General features: G+C 57.9%; 9 protein-coding genes. All 9 read left to right on the top strand.

The annotated features are described in order from the left end of the window. The first annotated feature begins 48 nt into the window (after positions 1-48). The 9 genes from SynSYN20_RS06930 to SynSYN20_RS06970 all read left to right on the top strand — a co-directional run bounded on the left by SynSYN20_RS06930 (position 49) and on the right by SynSYN20_RS06970 (position 14,281). Entirely contained in the window at positions 49-480 is a 432-nt protein-coding gene (locus SynSYN20_RS06930) for a hypothetical protein (RefSeq protein ID WP_186525293.1), read from the top strand. Between the two features lie 34 nt (positions 481-514). Continuing rightward, positions 515-1,582, top strand: a complete 1,068-nt coding sequence (locus SynSYN20_RS06935; RefSeq protein WP_186525294.1) for a collagen-like protein — start codon at positions 515-517, stop codon at positions 1,580-1,582. Between the two features lie 58 nt (positions 1,583-1,640). Further along, positions 1,641-3,431, top strand: coding sequence for a hypothetical protein (locus SynSYN20_RS06940; RefSeq protein WP_186525295.1), 1,791 nt, complete (start codon positions 1,641-1,643; stop codon positions 3,429-3,431). A 48-nt stretch (positions 3,432-3,479) separates the two neighbouring features. Beyond that, entirely contained in the window at positions 3,480-3,704 is a 225-nt protein-coding gene (locus SynSYN20_RS06945) for a hypothetical protein (protein ID WP_186525296.1), read from the top strand. Between the two features lie 33 nt (positions 3,705-3,737). After that, a complete protein-coding gene (locus SynSYN20_RS06950; RefSeq protein ID WP_186525297.1) occupies positions 3,738-5,561 on the top strand; it encodes a hypothetical protein in 1,824 nt (607 codons plus the stop codon). Further along, on the top strand, positions 5,561-6,229 hold the full coding sequence (locus tag SynSYN20_RS06955) for a lipase family protein (RefSeq protein WP_186525298.1): 669 nt from the start codon (positions 5,561-5,563) through the stop codon (positions 6,227-6,229). The genes SynSYN20_RS06950 and SynSYN20_RS06955 overlap by 1 nt, the downstream gene beginning before the upstream one ends. 102 nt (positions 6,230-6,331) lie before the next feature. Beyond that, positions 6,332-6,961, top strand: coding sequence for a phage tail tube protein (locus SynSYN20_RS06960; protein WP_186525299.1), 630 nt, complete (start codon positions 6,332-6,334; stop codon positions 6,959-6,961). Between the two features lie 156 nt (positions 6,962-7,117). Next, complete coding sequence (locus SynSYN20_RS06965; RefSeq protein ID WP_186525300.1) at positions 7,118-7,528, top strand: hypothetical protein; 411 nt, start codon at positions 7,118-7,120, stop codon at positions 7,526-7,528. Between the two features lie 288 nt (positions 7,529-7,816). After that, positions 7,817-14,281, top strand: a complete 6,465-nt coding sequence (locus SynSYN20_RS06970; RefSeq protein ID WP_186525301.1) for a phage tail tape measure protein — start codon at positions 7,817-7,819, stop codon at positions 14,279-14,281. Positions 14,282-14,301 lie beyond the last annotated feature (20 nt).

Below are 14,301 nucleotides of genomic sequence, written 5' to 3' on the forward strand. Positions count from 1 at the left end.
GTGGCCTTGTGCTCGGAACCCTGGACACACGAATGCGCACGCCCTCCCGTGATCGAGTCAGCCAACGAGATCCTGTTGAAGCTTCAGGCGGACGCAGACTTCATGGCGAACGTCGGCCACTACGACTTCGGCAGCGGGATCATCGAGACAGCTCTGACCGTGCTCGCTTCCAATCAGCACGTCCCGAACATCAAGCAAGTCGTCGGAGTCGAGGCGATCATCGGCCGCGTGCCAGACATGACCTCCAGGGCGATGGTCGCTGGCTGCAGCATCCGCGAAAAAATGTGGAGGGTCTACCTGGTTCAGTACGCAGGAAGTGACCTCGACGCAGCAATGCTTGCCGCTGATCGCATCGTTGATCTTTGTCCTGGGGCGTCTTACAGCTCAGTCGGTACAGGGGACACTCAGTCCGAGATCGCAGGTATCGAGCAGATAGTCGTCAAAATTCCAGCTCATGCTCCGTGGGCTGATCTGAACTAGGGGACGGAAGACTCCAGAAGGTCGGAAGGGGCTTATGGCGTCGCTGGATCAGCTAAAGAAGAAGATCCAGGGCAACCCCGTCCTCAAGGCCGCGATCGGCGATGGCTCGATTCGCATTATTTACAAGGAACCGCCCGTCATCGACGAGGACAGGTTGTTCCGCACCTGGACGCTTGAAGTCCTGATCGTTGACGACAGCACGTACAACGGCCTGATCCAGAAGTCCCTCGAGACGCTTGGCTTCGATGCCAGCCGCAAAGGCGACAAGATCACAGCCGTCCTCGATGAGGCCATCACCGCCAGTGAGCGGCAGGAGATGGAGGCCGACGACAGGCAAGAACGCAAGGCCGCAAAAGTCCAGGCAGACGAACGCAGGGATGACCTGCTGATCAAGACGCTCGAGGCCATGCAGGCCAAGATCGATGCGCTCGAGGAGAAGATCGAGTTCATGTCCCTGGTGAAGGCCAAGGGGCAAGCAGGCCCGCCCGGACGACAAGGTCCGAGTGGTGCCGCGGGACGTGACGGCCAAGATCTCCTGGCTACGGACGCCAATCTTCAGGACCTGAACGACGTCTCAGACGAAACCCCCAAGCAGGGCCAAGTCGTGATGTATCAGGAGGCGACGGACTCCTGGGAGCTGCGCTTCCCCCCAATGGGAGGCGGCGGCGGCGGTGGTGGCGGAGCTGGTGGTGGTCAGGCCAAGCTTCAGCACTGGACCGAGACAAGTGAGGGGCACCTGGTTCCCAACGGCGAGGACCAGAACCTGGGCTCACCGACTCAGCCGGTTCGCGAGATCTATGTGACGGGCAACACCGTCTACATGGACAACAAGCCGCTATCGATCAACGAGAACGAGCGGATCTCATTTGACGGCAATCAGCTGGGCTATGGCGACGGCGACGTTTCTGAAGCTCCTGAGAACTCGGTTGCTTATGTCCGTAGAGATGGCACCTGGATCCCTTTGGACACGGTCAACACCGATATCGAGTTGCCCACCTCCATCACTGCATACCCCAGCAACTACGCCAACATCGTCATCGACCTCGACACCGGTTTGCTCGTTGCTGTGGAACCTGAGGACGTGATCAGCCCAGAGGGCTGAGAGAGGAAGCCTGAACTGATGGCCCACCAGTCATCGGATTCCAGCTCCTAGGAGACTTATGGCCAGTTTTAAGGTCTCGCAGTTCACTGGGGTGACAGACACGACAGCAGATTCTCTGCTGCTCCTGGCGTACACCGCAGACAACGGCGCAACTTATTCCACACGAAAGATCCGCGTACAGGATCTTCTTGATGACCTCGCGCAAGATTCAGATCTCACCAGCCTGCTCACCCTTCAAGGTGTCCCTGCAGGATCAGCTGATCTGGGCAGCTTTACGGGCGACACGATCGCCGAGGGCGCAACAATCAAGGAAGCCCTTCAGGCCCTTGAGAGCAGCCTCGAACTTCAGCAAGGCGCTCTGACTGCCGGCAACGGTGTCGAGCTCGATGCTCAGGGAAACATCTCTTTGAAGATCGCCACCGGCGGCTTCCTTGAGTTCTCTAGCGATGAGCTAAGTGTCAAGACTCTCGACGAAGATGACTTCGTCAGCAACAGCGACAGCCACCTCCCGACTCAGCAGTCGGTCAAGGCCTACGTTGACACCCAGATCAGCACCCTTGGCAGCGTTTCTGAAGGCGCTTATGTCAAGAAGGACGGCTCTGTCGCCTTCGAGGGTGACCAGTCCATGGGCGGCTTTGAGCTGACCAACCTGGCGATCCCGACACAGGATTCTTCCGCTGCCACGAAGCAGTATGTGGACCTGGCCGTTCAAGGCCTGGACCTCAAAGAGTCCGTCCGTGCAGCCACAACTGTTGAGCTTGCTCTCGTCGGTGAGCAGGTTGTTGACGGTGTGTCCCTGACGGCAGGTGATCGCGTTCTGGTCAAGAGCCAGACCGACGCCAGCGAGAACGGCATCTACGTCGTCGACGCAGGCGCTTGGACCCGTGCAGAAGACGCCGATGGCAACCCCGACGGTGAAGTCACCTCAGGGATGTTCACCTTCGTCGAAGAAGGCACGGTCAATGGTCAGAACGGCTTCTCGCTGTCGACTGCCAACCCGATCCTTGTAGGCGCAACGGATCTCACTTTTGTTCAGTTCTCTGGCGCTGGTCAGATCACCGCTGGAAACGGCATCTCGATCACTGGCAACGAGATCAGCGTTGCTCCTGCTGTCCTTTCGGACATCAGTGACCTGGCCTCCCTTACTGGAGTGAGCGGAAGCAGCGATCTCGGGACGTTTGCTGGCGACACGATCGCCGATTCCTCGACCATCAAGGAAGCTCTCCAATCCCTGGAGACCCTGGCCGAAGCAGTCGCCTCGAACATCGCGACGAACGACACCGAACTGGCTGATCATGAGAGCCGGATCGCTGCCAACGAGCTGAACATCGCCTCGATCGATGGAATCAATACAGCTCAGTCCACCCGCATCTCTGACCTTCAGGATGCTTTAGGTGCTGCTGACGGTGTGCAGGACATGGGCTCCTTTACGGGTGCCACCATCACCGACAACGGATCCGTCCGTGACGCCCTGCAAGAACTGGAAACAGCTCTCGAGCAGCTGGCACTTGACTCAGGCTCCGGCTCTGCTGTTGCAGCCAACTTGGCTGAGATCACCGCCCTGCGTTCCGCTCAAGGAACTGCTAACGGCGACATCAACCTCGGCACCTTCACCGGTGGCACGATCAGCGACAACGCCAGCGTGAAAACCGCCTTGAGCGAGTTGGAAGCTGCTGTTGAAGCTGGTGCTGGCAACTACGTCAGCAAAGGCGCCAACGTCACCGAATTGGTGGCTGGAACGGTTGCAGAGACCGAGCCTGCTAACTACCTCTTCATGGTGGTTGACCAGGCCGATGGCTCAATCAAGGTCCTCGACAAGACTTTCATCGAGACCGAAGAATCCGCCTGATCCTGATCAGATCAATCGGAACTCTGGGGGCACTTGCCCCCTTTTTTCATGGCACCTCGTGAAGAGCTGATCGAACTTGTGGAGGCTTATGCAGCCGCGAAAAAGACCGACAACAAGCTGCTCATCGGCATGGCCAGCAAGGCCCTGGGTGCATTTCTGAAGTCCGTCGACATCGTCAAGCCAGTCGATGTTCCTGAGGAAATCAAGCAGGCCGTCGAGGTCCAGCTGCCCAAGAAACCCGCCGCTTCACGCAGGTCAAGATCAAAAAGCTGATGCGGAAGCCTGTGGCGTCACAGCGCCACTCGCATGAAGATCTCAGGCTTTCAGGCAGTCCCGGACGGCTCGGACGAGTCCCTGTTGATGATCAGCTACACCGAAGACGGTGGCGCGACCTTCAAGACCCGGAAGATCCGGCTTGAAGACTTCATCGATGACTTTCGCGTCGAAGATCTGGCGAACGTGGGCGAGGACGTCGAGGCTTTCGATGGTGCCGTCCTGTCATGGAGCCAAGCGGATCAGTACTGGCACGCGGTCAATCCAGCGATTGCAGCGGCCCCCGTTGCAGCGGGCTTCACCCTTGGCCTGACTCAGAAGCTTCTGGCTGAGAACCGCCAGATCGGAAAGACCGTTTTCGCTGTTCCTTACGTCTACAGCGATCGAGATGCCTTGGCGGTCGCACGCCCTGAAGGTGGAGTCGAGCGTGGCCGCTGTCAGGTCGTCAGCCTTGAAGACGGGAACACCCTCTTCGTTTACGCCAGCGGAAACGACTTCCTCACCCAGACGATCCAGGAAGGTCCGATCTTCCTGAGCAAGGGCGAGATCTATGTGATCGACGAGGTCGTCCCTGGCGCGATCATCACGATGGAAGAGGGCGGATATGGCATCTGCGAGCAGGGCAGCGGCGCCAGCGTGTCGCCCATGCCACTGCTCAGCCTTGCGCTCGGCTTCAACGATTCATTCTTTTTCGCCTTCAGGAACTCAGAAGGCCAGACCCCAGGTGGAACGGACCAAGGCTGGATCCATGTGGTGAATGGTCCGATCGCCTCGACGGTCAACCTGCAGTTCGGCAACGGCCTCCCGGTCGCGGACTACGACGGGAACTTCCAGATCGGAATCGAGCTGGCCCCCTGGGAATATCGCCGCCTCTACACCCGAGGAAACACCGAATACCGGCTCACCAGTAGTCAGCTCTGCATGGCTGCACTGAACGCAAGCATGGGCCCGAGCCCGCGCTTCTACGACTCGCGGCTGATCATGCCGATGACGACTGACGGGATCACTTGGCCAAGGTCCGGATTCGTCTCGGCCCAGTTCCCCAGCACCCTGGTTCGCTACTGGAACAACGCTGGATTCAAGGGAGCTAACAACGATGGCAGTTTCGTCGTCAGCCCTGGCGCCCCGATCGACTCCGACAGCCAAGACGGCACAGCTGCCGCTCAGTCCGATTACGAGGCAGAAGGCGCCACCCGTTACAAGGCGGCAGGCGTGATCTCGGCCTACTCAGGCGCCGACTCAGCCGGTCTGGAAGCCACTCCTCTGCTGGCCACGAAGAACATGACCCAGCGGGTGGCCATCCCTTGTTTCGTCGCTGCTTCGGGTGATGGCGGCAACAACGGGATTGCAGTCGCCTCTCCATTCGCTGGAAGTTTCCGCCTGTACGAATGGAACCCAGCCACCGGTCAGGCCGAAGTTGTCACGGTGGCCAACTCAAACAACGCCTTCATCCAAGACATTCCCCTCGCGAGGCGAACGGGCTCGACACCAGCCGCGAACGCGGAGGAGCAGAACGTCCCCGCCTCAGCCATGGTCAGCCGGATCAGAGAAGGCGACAACTGCATCTGGACAGGAACTCAGGCGAGCGCTGGATTCAATGGCGGATATGTGGAAGCGACCGTCCCGATCACGGTGGTGGTGAACTCCGAGCAGAACAGCGCCAACAGCAGCACTCCTGATCGGTTCTATCGGGGAACAGGAGGACAACAGCTTCCCGGAATCCCCATCAATGACGACGAGACCCTGATGGTCGGGATCACGCCTTTTGACATCAAGGCAGAGATCAGACGCGGAGATGACGGTCGCTTTTTTCGCCGAAAGATCAATCAATGGAACACGACTTGGGAGATCGTCTGATGGTTTCCCTTGACTTTGAATCGGCCCTGGCGGCCGCTTGCAGTGACGCGTCCTACGAGTACAAGCCGGTGGCTGGTTGCCGGCTGATTTGGGAGCACCACCAGGGCAGCGATTCCGTTGGGATCTATGCCTACCAAGACCAGCCAGATTGGCTTGTGTTGACCTTTCGAGGTTCAGAAGAGCTTCGTGACTGGAGCCGGAACTTCAGGGCATTCCCACGCCATCAGGGTGAGATTCACGGGGGATATGCCCGCTGTTGGGCGGGTCTGAGCCATGCGGTCGAGGAGAAGCTTGCTGGCCTTTCTTTCACTCATCTGACGATTACTGGCCACTCCATGGGCGGTGCAGTGGCGACCCTTGCGGCTTGGCAGCTGCCATGGGCTTGCCACTTGATCACTTTCGGCAGCCCTCGAGTGGTGAACCATTCGCTTGCGGAACGGATCCAAGAGAAGGTTCCAGTCGTGAGGCGCTTCGTTCATGGCGGCGATGTTGTCCCCCTCTATCCCGTTCTCCTTCATCGCCACGTCGGAGAGGTCCGGCGGATTGGTGCGGAGCGAACTTTGGTGCGGATGTTGCTCAAAGGTTTTGCTGATCACCACCCGAAGCGATATGCGGAACTGCTGGCCACTTCTTTGAAAACAACCGGTTGGGGTTCGAATCCCGACTGAAAGCTCTAGAGGAGTTCTTACCAGAACCAAGCCCGGAATCCTCAGACAGAAGGGGCAGGTCTCGCCACGCCCCGACCCGTCACTTCAAGGAGTTCCCTTCCTATGGCTTCCTGTTCTCAGTATTCAGCCGCATTCGGCTATCAAGTATTCATCACTCCTGTCAGCGCTTGCGGCGTTGACCTGAACTCAGTCAACGGCGGCGTCGGCGCTGGTGGCTTCATCGATCCCACAGCTCTTGCTCCTGCAACCGAAAAGATTGTCGAAGGCGCTAGCGCTGCTGAGATTCTCTTGGGCGATCCTGGTGCGAACATCGTTTATGACAACGACACTGTAACGACCGAGACAGTGTTCAAGCTCCTGGGCCTGACCAACGCAGCTCTCGAGACTGACACCTCTTCCGAGACCGTCACCACCTACGACACCGAGTCAAAGGGTTTCGACCAGAACGTCGCTACCTCCAAGAGCTGGAGCCTCAGCTTGGAAGGTGTGAGCCAGTTCGGCGACTCCGCCTACAAGGCGCTCCGTCTTCTTGAGCTCAACTCTGTTGCTGGTTCACTCAAGTGCAAGATCGGCCGCATCGGTCCTTCCGGAACTGTTGAGTCCGTTTACGGCTACGTGACCCTGACCAACTTCTCTGAATCAGTAGAAGCAGGTTCAATCGTTTCCTGGAGCGTGACAGCTACTGGCTACGGTCCGATCTCTATCGATCTGGACAACAGCGCCAGCGTTTAGCTGACTGGAGGAGTCGCCTCCGCTTCAGTAACTGATGCCGGCATCGCTATCGCTGACGACATCTACTCGGCCCAGGCCCTGTCAACTACAGGGTCCGGCGCTGATGCCACCGCAGACATCGAAGTCTCAGGTGGCACCGTTACCGGCTTCACCATCGTGAACGCCGGCACCGGTTACAAGGTTGCAGACCAACTGTCCGCAACCCTTCCAGGAGAGGACACCATCACTCCTGGAACTGGCGAGGTTCTCACCACCAGCTTCACCGCTGGCGATGGCCTGGACGCAGCAGACGAGACCCTTGTTGGTGTCGCCTCTTCTTCCACTACATCGATCTCTGGTGCTGGAGCCAGCTTCGACATCACCATCACCGGTGGTGCAGTTACCGACGTCCAGCTCAATGCTGCTGGCGCCGACTACGAAGCAGCCGACGAAATCACAATCTTTGCTTCCGATCTTGGAGCAACTACAGGCACCGATCTGGTCATCACTGTCGCCACCGTCGACGAAGACACCATTTCAGCAGGTCCAGACGTCACCATCACGGCAGCCGTCTCAACCATCGCCTGATCATCGACCTGAAGTCCCCCACCTACCAATCCGCGACTCATCGGCAAGGACAAGGACCACGGAATACCAGGGGCCAGTTGGCCCCTTTTTTATGCACGTTCCCCAGCTGGTTTATGACCAACGGCTTGCGATCTGTAGGGGTTGCATCAGATGGCTACCAAGTGATCGCTGTAGTGCTTGTGGCTGCTTCATGTCAGTCAAGGCCAGGGCTGCACACATCAAGTGCCCGTTGGGGTTTTGGGAGACCTGGGCGCCGGAAGCCTGAAAGGACGTTGAACAGGCGACCAGATGTCAGGTGGACTTGGAGAAGTCAAGGTATCGCTAGGACTTGACACGTCCAAGGCCAAAGGCCAGATGGCGGAGTTCTTCTCCGGCATTGGAAAGAACCCTGTTCAGAATCCTTTTAAGGGCCTCGACGAAAGCCTCAAGAAAACAGGCCAGGCCGCTAAGACACTTACAGATCAATTCAAGCCCTTACAAAAGAGTGATCTCCTCAAGGGCATCACAACTTCAACCAAGCAGGCCAAGACAGATCTCGACAGCCTGGGAACCGCGGGCAAGACCCTCAAGACAACGCTCCAAGGCTTAGGGCAAGGCGGAAATGGACTCAAGACTCTTGGCACTGACGCCAAGACGGCCTACGGCTCCGTTCAGAATCTCTCTACAGGCGCGAAGACTCTCGGGGCTGCAATCACAGGCCTGAATAGGGCCAAGCCCCTGCCTGGGATGAAGGCGACGCTGGACCAGATCAATGGCACAGCAAGAACAACCACCACAACCTTCGGGACGCTCAAGACTGCGCTCAACAATGCAGGGCAAGGCGGCAAGTCGCTGACCCAGTTGCCCACAGGGCTCAACGCCGTCAAGACAGCGCTTCAGGGTGTCAAGAATTCAACGACCGGTGTCGGCACCGAATTCACGAAGTCCAAGACCGTTGGTGAGGGATTCCTCGACTCAATCAGGAACGGCTTCAAGAATCTGGCGACTGGCATTCCTCAGGGCATCGGCCTCGCACTCGGCAACGCGATCCTGCAGCCCCTGAAAAACATCGCTGGCGTTATTCCTGCAGCGGTTGAAGAGTTCAGAGCGCTTGATGAGCAGCTCCGCTTAACCCTTGAAATTTCTGGCGCAGGTGCTTCGAAGTTTGGTGAGCTGCAGCAAGCAGTTCTGGACGTTTCGAGTCAGTTCGCAGCGACGGCTGTCGAGGTCGCAAAGGTTCAGCAGTCCTTGGCTCGCGCTGGATTCTCGCTCGATGAAATCAAGCAGGCGACCACCGGGGTCATCCAAGGCGCAGAAGCAACTGGCACCAGTTACGAGCGAATGGGCGACATCGTCGTCTCAGCTCTTGGTGCATTTGGTCTTGCTGCAAGTGACTCGACTGACGTTGTTGACACCCTGACGGTCGCAGCCAACAGCTCCAACCAGTCAGTCAATGACTTGGGAGAGGCGATCAAATACGTCGGCCCGATCGCGGCATCGACAGGTCAGTCATTGCAAGACGTTTCCCTGGCCCTCGAACTGCTAGCCAACAACGGCATCAGGGGTTCACAGGCAGGCACCAGCTTCCGCACGATTCTGACCAACCTCCAGATCGCAGCATCAGGCGCGGGCGAGGAGTTCATGGGCCTGACTCGAGGCTCCACGCGACTGGCCAAAACCCTGAAGGTGATCGGCGCTGACATGACCGACGCCAATGGCGAACTTCTAACGGGTCGCGACTTGATCGAGGAGCTGCAGCGCTCCATGGAAGGTCTGTCGTCTGGAGAGAAGGCGCTGGTCTCCAAAGCGCTTGCCGGCGCTGAAGGGCTGCCCGCAATGAACTCCCTGATCAACGCCAGTACAGAGCAGATCGACAAGTTGGCCGAAGGTCTTGAGAACAGGGCAGGCAAAGCAGCTGAGCAGGCGGAGAACGCACTGGCCGGTCTGTCTGGTTCGTTCAAAGTCCTCGAGTCGAATGTCTCGGCCGCCCTGGTTCAGATCGGCGCGATCATCGCGACAGCACTGAAGCCGCTGATCGATGCGGCCACTGCAGTCCTGGCAGCTCTGAATGGGCTCCCCGGTCCGATCAAGAACCTCCTCACCACCCTCGCTCTGCTCGGTACTGCCATCGGCGCGACTGTGGTGGCGCTCAATCTCCTCAAAGGCACCAAGGTCTCGGGCTTCTTCCTGGAAGCGGCTGCCGGTGTCAAGAAATGGGCCGCATCGATTGCCACAGCAAACATCGGAGGGACTCTCACGACCTGGGTGAGCTCGCTCGCTGTTTTTGGGAAGAAGGTCAAGGCCACACTCATCTTGGGCCTCACCAATGCGACCAAGAGCCTGAACGACTTCAGGAAAACGCTCTCGAGCATCAAGGTCGGGAACATCCTGAACAACCTCACCGAGGGCTTCTCGAACTTCTTCAAGGTCGCCACTAAGAAGGGCATCCCTGCGGCGATGAACGGCCTCAAGGTCGGAGCAAACGGAGCTTTGGGTGCGCTTAAGGGTCTCTTGCCTGCGATCGGAGGCTTTGTAACCGCTGCGGCTCCGTTTATCGCAATCGGTGCAGGCATTGTTGCCACATGGGTCGCCATTCAACGCCGTTGGGAAGCAGCCAAGGCCGTTGCAGATCCGCTGGCGGATTCACAGTCATCGCTTGACGATGCACTTCGCAAGGCGGGAGAAGGCGGAGAAGTCGCCGCCGAGGGCTACACCGGATGGGGCAAAGCCATCGAGGACGCACTTGGTCCGCTCGATCGCTTACTAAGTATTGCCAGCCCCCTATACAACGGCATCAAGCTCGTCGCCGAGGTTCTCGGCAAGGTCGACAACTGGAGCCGCAACAACGCCGCTGTCCAGCAGGTCAACGACGAGTATGCGAAGTTCCAGAAGTCGATGGATGCGACCAATCGGAAGATCAGCGAGAACCGCGATGCGATGTCACGACTCAACCCGGAGTCGGAAGAGTTCGGGCGGCTGGCAACTGAGAACGCTGAACTGATCAAGGCTGAGAAGAATGCCGTTCAGGACCGCATCAAAGCGATCGACAGCACGATCGCAAAACTCAAAGAGAACGAAGGAGCGAACCGCAGAACGATCGATGCCCTCGAGGAGATGAAGGGCAAGTACCAGGATCAGCTCCCCGTCATCGAGGCGAACGAAGCCTTGCTGCGTGAAGAAAGACAGACCTATGAGGAGCTCAGCGGATCTGTTCAGAACTACACGCTGAGGCTTGATGAAGCCACCGAAGCAAGAGAGAAATCATTCTCAAAAGCAGATACTCAGGTCATCTACGACGAACTGGAGGCTTACAACGCGCTTAAGGAAGGCCTGATCAACGAAGCCGAGGAGCGTGCAATCAATGCCAAGGCGGCTCTCAATGCAAGTGACGCCAAGATCAAGGCCGTCAACAACGAGATGACGGAGATTCAGGCGGCTTACGACGAAGGCGCGATCTCCCTCGATCAGTACGAAAAGCGGATGGATGCGGCCTATAAGGCCATGGAAGGCCTGACGGAAGGCCGGATCGAGACTGAAAGGGCAGCAACGGAAGCAATCAGGGCAGCGGTCGAATCGCGCATCGCTGAGTACGAGAGAGAAGCTCAGGGTGTGGCTTCAGCGATCCAGAAGATCAACACCGCCATCGGCGAGATTCAGCAGGTTCGTGGGACTGGTATCTCAGCGTTCAAGACCCTGGCTCAGGAGGTCACAAACGCAGAGATTGCTGGGATCGATAGGGCGAAGACAGCTCGAGATCAAGCCATCGATAACAACCTGCAGAACCGGCTCAGGGCAATCGAGAAAGCTGGCTACGGAGAGAAGACAGCAGCAAGGAAGAAGAGGCAAGCGGAAGCCAATGCCGAGTCCGCACGCATGGACGCCGAGCGCAGCTACGTCAACGAGCGCAGGAACATCATGCAGAAACAGATCGACTTCGAGAAGAAAGCACTCGAAGCTCAGATCGCTCTCAAGAAGGTCGAGCTCGAACTTTGGTATGAGCAGGCAAGGGTCTCGTCAGAATTGGCCATTGCGCAGAACGCTGCAGCCCAAGCACGAGCAGAAAACAGCGGTGACAAGAAATTGATCGAGGCCCTCGAGAAGGAGGAAGAGATCTTGAAGAAGCAGCTCGGTCAGCTGGACCAGATGAAGAAGCTGAAGGGCGCGGTCCTGAAGGTCGAAGAAGACATCGGCAAACAGCAGATCTCAACCAAGGCCAGCGCTGAGGGTGTCGCCTCTGGTTACGGCACCGTCGTCACGAGTATCGAGTCGGTCAGCAGCGCTCTCGATGGCTTCCTGGGCGAGACGCAGCAGCTCGAGAAGTCCTGGGAGCCGCTGAAGAAAGGATTGGGCGAGATCCCCATGGACGTGAAACAACGCGTCGAAGAATCCAAACGGATCATCGAACAAGGCTTTGGCGAAGTTTCCTTCGAAGGACTCAAGCAGTCCTTGCTGGATCGTGGCTTTACCCCTGCTATTGCCGAACAGACCGCCAAGAGACTCACGAGCGCTTTCGAAACCGAGTCCGTACTGGCTGGTGACATTGCTGCCAAAAACATCCTCGATCGTTTTGGCGATGCGATCCCAAAGGATCTGATCAAAGATCAACTCATCAACGCTTTCGTCGATGGCGCAAACGTCTCACTCGCAGAAGCTGAGCGTCGCTTCTCCGAGCTACCCAACAAGCTTTCTGCCGAGAAGGCAGCCCGGACTCTGGCCCTCGCTCTCGAAGGGGGTGTCAACGCGGGCTACGCGGCTCTAGCGAACACACCACTCCCTCCTGGTCTGTTCAGCGGTGCAGGCGAGAAGCTCACAACAGAGATCAACTATGCAACGGAAACGGCCAAGCCCGCGCTTGAAGGACTCGGCCAAGTAGGTCGGGCCAGCCTCGACCAGATGACGCTGGGCCTGGGATCCTCCTCCATCGAAATTGCAGAGTTCGCTCTCACCTCTGGCCAGCAGATCGCGCAAGGTTTCTCCGAGGGGAGCCGCGAAGGCTTCAACGCCATCGGAGAGGTGGCTAAGGACGGCCTTTCAACCATCCCGACCTTCTTCAACAACAACATCGTCAGTGACATGAGCCAGGGTTTCATCACCCTTGCTGACAACTTCTCCGGCTTCTCTCAAGGGGCTGGCCAATCACTGAATCAGTCACTGGCGGAAGGCCTTGACGAGGCAGCAACAGTTGCAGCCCCGAGATTCGTTCAGAGCATTGGCGACGTGATCATCCCAGGCATGGGCACCATCACAGCAGCTCTGACCAATGATTTTGGGGAGGCTGGAAAAATTGCCGGTCAAATCTTCGGTGAAGAAAACACCACCGCTTTCTTGCAAAAAGCAGAGGGAATCAAGAACGGACTGATCGAGTACTTCACCGGCGGGGACCTGGACACTGTGATCAGCGGAGCGGGTGAGACCAATGGCTTCAACTTTGCCAATGGCTTCACTCAGGAATCGATCCCAGTGATCAACGAGTTCGCCAGTACCGTCGGCGAACGATTCGGGAATCTGATCCCCAAGGAGGCCATCATTGGCAACCTGCGCTTTGCCTTAGAAGACGGCACTTTCCAGGGCACTGAGCGGGCCAACGAGATCATCGCCGGTTTGCCTGACGCGATCCCCAGGGAAGAGGTCGCCAGAATTTTGGGAACAGGCTTCGAAGAAGGAGCGGCTGTAGGCGAAGACTTCCTCAACAACATCAAGCTCGAAGGCGACACGATCGAAGAGATCGAGAGAGACCTTGCGTCCGGACTTGAGGGAGGTGCCGAAGACGGCGCCAAGAAGATCACCGAGAAGATTGATGAGACCAAAGATCCCGCTGCAGAAAAGATCGCCGACGCCATTGGCAGCGGATTCTCCGAGGGAGCTCAGAAAGGTGGAGAGGAAGTGATCAAGTGGTCGGAAGATGCTGGCGTGAAGATCGGGGACAACCTGTCCAAGGGCGCTGAGGGTGCTTCCGAAAAAATCGTCAAAGCTTTCGACAACGAGTTCAAAGTCCTCAAAGAGGACATTGCCAACCTTGGGGATGAGATCGATGTCCAGAAAATCGAGAAGGCGATCAACAAGGGACTCAGCGAACCGATCAAGAAAGCCTCTGAGGAAATGGGCAACATCCGCCTTCCTGAAGGCTTTGCCGCCACGTTGACAGAAGCGGGAGAGGGCGCCAAGTCGATCGCCCAATCCAACTTCGCTCAGGAGCTACGCGGAGCAGCGAACGCAGCCAGGCCACTGGCAAGCAACACCAGGCCCCTGTCATCGAATATCAGGAGAGCGGTCGGCCCTGCCAACTCATTGGCCCGCGCTCTGGAACGTGCCGCACGTGCCGCAGCAAGAGCAGCCGCCGCAAGATTCGCCGGTGGCCCTGTTGAAGGCGGTCAGACCTACACGGTCAACGAGCTCGGGAAAGAGATGTTCATGTCCAAGTCAGGCAGCCTCTCGGAGATCAAGGCTCCCGCATTCGGAGACTGGCGAGCACCATCGAGCGGAACTGTTATCCCTGCAGGTATCGCCCAACAGATCCGCGACAACCGTGAAGCACAGTCAGCCGCTCAACAGATCCAATCTGTCCAGGGCGCAGTTTCTCCACGCTTGTCCGGCGAGGGCGGTGGCGGCAGCGACATGTCCAACGCAATCCTCAAGGGCCTCAAGGGTCTGGGCGGTGGCACCAATCAGCAGGTGACCAACAACGTCCAGATCACCAGCCAGGCTCCGGTCAACGATGCCTCTCGCATTCTCACTGACCTGGCTCGACTCAGGAGCCAACGACGACGACGCTGATCGAGGTCCTCTCAAAGACA

The sequence above is a fragment of the Synechococcus sp. SYN20 genome, from assembly GCF_014279555.1.
GTDB lineage: Bacteria > Cyanobacteriota > Cyanobacteriia > PCC-6307 > Cyanobiaceae > Synechococcus_C.

Bases quoted from the DNA above. Each gene is read 5' to 3' on its own strand.
- SynSYN20_RS06950 (WP_186525297.1), top strand. From the start codon at position 3,738: ATGAAGATCTCAGGCTTTCAGGCAGTCCCGGACGGCTCGGACGAGTCC.
- SynSYN20_RS06970 (WP_186525301.1), top strand. From the start codon at position 7,817: ATGTCAGGTGGACTTGGAGAAGTCAAGGTATCGCTAGGACTTGACACG.
- SynSYN20_RS06940 (WP_186525295.1), top strand. From the start codon at position 1,641: ATGGCCAGTTTTAAGGTCTCGCAGTTCACTGGGGTGACAGACACGACA.
- SynSYN20_RS06945 (WP_186525296.1), top strand. From the start codon at position 3,480: ATGGCACCTCGTGAAGAGCTGATCGAACTTGTGGAGGCTTATGCAGCC.
- SynSYN20_RS06960 (WP_186525299.1), top strand. From the start codon at position 6,332: ATGGCTTCCTGTTCTCAGTATTCAGCCGCATTCGGCTATCAAGTATTC.
- SynSYN20_RS06955 (WP_186525298.1), top strand. From the start codon at position 5,561: ATGGTTTCCCTTGACTTTGAATCGGCCCTGGCGGCCGCTTGCAGTGAC.
- SynSYN20_RS06935 (WP_186525294.1), top strand. From the start codon at position 515: ATGGCGTCGCTGGATCAGCTAAAGAAGAAGATCCAGGGCAACCCCGTC.